Here is a 3,249-nt window from a genome sequence, read left to right as displayed (position 1 = left end):
CGGCAGCAGGATCTTTCGAATCCGACATCAGGACGTCAACATTAAAAAAGTTGCTGCCATAGCGGTATCCGCTGGCATGCGTAAGTGAAACGATATTTTTGCTAATTTCAGCATCGATAGCGGGTTCTGTGTACTGATTACTCCAGCGGTATCCGATAAAGGTATCGCTCCAATCCGCCGCAAAAGCAGAAATCGAAAACGAGCACAGCACGCCAGCACAGGCTAGCGCCTTGAAGTTGAACTTGGCCATAGAAACCCCTTTGGTTTGTTGCGTCGCAAAATCGACGTAACCACCCTAACAGCCAAGTAAAAGCGACTAAGCAATAGAGAATATCTGATAAATCAAATAAACCCCGCAACGCTATCACCAACTAGATAACAATTATCAGGCTCCACATGCAAGGCACAAAGTCGGCGCATCTCATGGATAAAAAAAGGCTCCAAACCAGCATTACGCACCAATAGGCAACAAGCGCCGCACCATAAACAGTCATCATTTTGTGCAGACATAATTACCACACACAAAACGCATGCCACTAGGCACATGTATTGCATCTGACTCGGTGTGTTCAAACCACCGGAGTACAACCATGCAAATCAACCGCCGCTCGCTGCTCTCCCTTCTAGCCTCGACTTTTCTATTTCCAGCCTCAGCCGTGATTGCGGCACCTTCCGAAAAAGTGCGTTTCACGCTGGATTGGCGTATTGAAGGCCCTGCTGCCCCTTTCCTGTTAGCACGGGACAAAGGTTATTTTGCCGAAGAAGGGCTGGACGTCAGTATCGACGTCGGCACCGGCTCTGCCGGCGCGGTCACCCGGGTCGCCAGTGGTGCCTACGACATCGGCTTTGCCGACTTCAATGCGCTGGTCGAGTACGAGGCAAGAACGCCCGGCTCAAGGGTGCAAGGGGTCTACATGGTATATAACACCACGCCAACTGCCGTCATCAGCCTGAAGAAAAGTGCCATCAACCGCCCGGCAGACCTGGTAGGAAAAACGCTGGCCGCGCCCATTTTCGATGCAGGCCGCAAGGGCTGGCCGGCATTTGCCAAATCCAACCAGATCGCACCGAATGCCGTGACCTGGCAAACCGTAGAGCCCGCCCTGCGTGAAACCTTGCTGGCTCGCGGCGACGTAGACGCGATCACCGGCTTCTCATTCACCAGCGTTCTGAATCTCGAATCCCGCGGCATCAAGCCGGACGAGATCCGCGTCATGCCGTACGCCAGTCATGGGGTCGAGGCGTACGGCAATACCCTGATCGCCAGCAGTGAATTGATCCGTGAGAAGCCCAAAGTCGTCGCCGGCTTTGTACGCGCGTTCAACCGTGCACTAAAGGAAACGCTGGCCAACCCCGAGGCCGCGGTCGCCCATGTAAAACGGCAGGATCCGCTTGTCAATGAGGCGCTGGAGTTGCGCCGGCTAAAACTCGCGCTGGCCGCATGTGTCGTTACACCCGAAACCCGCAGCTCCGGACTCGGCGCAGTCAACCCCGAGCGCATGCGGCGCGCGATCGCGGAAACATCGACGGCGTATGGACTGAGTACGACTCCGGCCGCCGACGTGCTCTATACCAGTGCATTCCTGCCGCCCAAAAGCGTGCGCATGATCAAGTGAGGTGTGATATGGCATTTGTTGAATTCGAAAATGTCAGCCTGTCCTATCAGGCTGACGGCCAAGCCGCCATCGAGAATGTCAGCTTCAAAGTGGCCGAAAATGCGTTTGTCGCTGTGGTCGGCCCGTCCGGCTGCGGCAAGTCCACGCTCATGAAACTGGTCAGCGGTCTGAAGCCCGCGAGCGAGGGCTATGTCTACGTTGGCAAACGCGAGGTCAAGGGGCCGCTAGGTATTGTCGGCATGGCTTTCCAGCAGGCCAACCTGCTGCCATGGCGCACCACCTTGCAAAACGTGATGCTGCCCCTCGAGATCGTCGAACCCTTCCGTTCTCAGCAAAAGCGATGCAGAAGCGAGCACGAGGCAATGGCGCGCGGGCTGCTGGCGAAAGTCGGATTGGCCGGTTGCGAAGACAAATTTCCGTGGGAGCTTTCCGGCGGCATGCAGCAGCGCGCCTCGATCTGTCGGGCGCTGATCCACAAACCCCGGCTGCTGATGCTCGACGAGCCATTCGGGGCGCTCGACGCATTCACCCGTGAGGAACTGTGGTGCTTGATGCGTGATTTATGGCAAAGCGAGCCGTTCACCGCCATTCTGGTTACCCACGACCTGAGGGAGGCGGTCTTTCTCGCAGACCGCGTCATCGTGATGAGTCCGAAACCGGGACGCATCATCGACGACCGCCTGATCGATCTCCCGCGACCCCGCTCCCTCGAACTTTGCTACAGCGAAGCGTTTGCCGAACATGTCCATGCGCTGCGTCGCCAAATCGGCCATGCCCGTCAATCCTGAGGAAATCCCATGCCCCCGTCCCTGATCCTGCGCGCTGCGCCCATACTCTTGCTGATGGTTCTGCTCGGTTTATGGTCCCTGGCTTGCACCGTACTGGCGATTCCAGACTTCCTGCTGCCATCTCCCATGGCGGTCTGGCATGCCGGCATCGAAGCCTATGATCCGATCATGATGCACGCATTCCAAACCTTACTGACAACACTCAGCGGCTTTGCGCTCGCCGTTATCATCGGCGTGCTACTGGGTGTCGCAGTCGGCATTTCTCCGCTGTTTTACCGTGCCTGCTACCCTTTGATGGTCGGTTTTAACAGCATCCCCAAGGTCGCCTTCGTCCCGGTTCTGGTCGTATGGTTCGGCATTGGCACCATGCCGGCCATCATCACCGCCTTCCTGATCTCGTTTTTCCCTATCGTCGTCAACGTTGCGACCGGCCTGTCGACACTGGAACCCGAGTTGGAGGACGTACTGCGGTCTTTGGGTGCCAGCCGCTTCGATATCCTTAAAAAAGTCGCGATTCCAAGAGCGTTACCTTACTTCTTCGCCTCGCTTAAAGTATCGATCACGCTGGCTTTCGTAGGCTCCGTCATTGCCGAGACTGTCGCTTCCAACCTTGGGATCGGCTATCTGATGATGTCAGCCAGTTCGACCATGAACATGGCTCTGGTCTTCGCCGGCCTGGCGGTCATCGGCGCGATGGGTATCGTGATGTATGCGTTCTTCTCCCAAGCCGAGCAGCACTTTACCGCCTGGGCCCACCGTGGCACACATGCGCCCTGAGCGTTGCCATACTTGCTCCCGGAAGATGCAGAAGGCCGCCGGTGGCGGCAGGTAGAGCGACAGTTTGG

The 3,249-nt window shown here is 56.9% G+C and carries 4 protein-coding genes; 3 read left to right on the top strand and 1 reads right to left on the bottom strand.

Annotation, left to right across the window (positions count from 1 at the left end; all coding sequences use genetic code 11):
• The coding region (locus ACRC1E_RS08325; RefSeq protein WP_438514635.1) for a hypothetical protein at positions 1-250 on the bottom strand (250 nt) is incomplete at its 3' end.
• 340 nt (positions 251-590) lie between these two features.
• Between ACRC1E_RS08325 and ACRC1E_RS08320 the strand changes: the two genes are divergently transcribed.
• Genes ACRC1E_RS08320 through ACRC1E_RS08310 form a run of 3 tightly spaced genes read left to right on the top strand, consistent with a single transcriptional unit; the run spans position 591 to position 3,181 of the window.
• On the top strand, positions 591-1,616 hold the full coding sequence (locus ACRC1E_RS08320; protein WP_438514634.1) for an ABC transporter substrate-binding protein: 1,026 nt from the start codon (positions 591-593) through the stop codon (positions 1,614-1,616).
• Positions 1,617-1,624: 8 nt separating this feature from the next.
• Positions 1,625-2,404, top strand: coding sequence for an ABC transporter ATP-binding protein (locus tag ACRC1E_RS08315; protein ID WP_438514633.1), 780 nt, complete (start codon positions 1,625-1,627; stop codon positions 2,402-2,404).
• A 9-nt stretch (positions 2,405-2,413) separates the two neighbouring features.
• Positions 2,414-3,181 carry an ABC transporter permease gene (locus ACRC1E_RS08310; protein ID WP_438514632.1) on the top strand — a complete coding sequence of 256 codons (768 nt, stop codon included), beginning with the start codon at positions 2,414-2,416 and terminating at the stop codon, positions 3,179-3,181.
• Positions 3,182-3,249 lie beyond the last annotated feature (68 nt).

This window comes from Craterilacuibacter sp., assembly GCF_051659485.1.
GTDB lineage: Bacteria > Pseudomonadota > Gammaproteobacteria > Burkholderiales > Chromobacteriaceae > Craterilacuibacter.
This window is presented reverse-complemented; position numbering and strand designations above follow the sequence as displayed.

Excerpts from the sequence above, each read along its gene's own strand:
- ACRC1E_RS08320 (WP_438514634.1), top strand. The coding sequence starts at position 591 with ATGCAAATCAACCGCCGCTCGCTGCTCTCCCTTCTAGCCTCGACTTTT.
- ACRC1E_RS08310 (WP_438514632.1), top strand. The coding sequence starts at position 2,414 with ATGCCCCCGTCCCTGATCCTGCGCGCTGCGCCCATACTCTTGCTGATG.
- ACRC1E_RS08315 (WP_438514633.1), top strand. The coding sequence starts at position 1,625 with ATGGCATTTGTTGAATTCGAAAATGTCAGCCTGTCCTATCAGGCTGAC.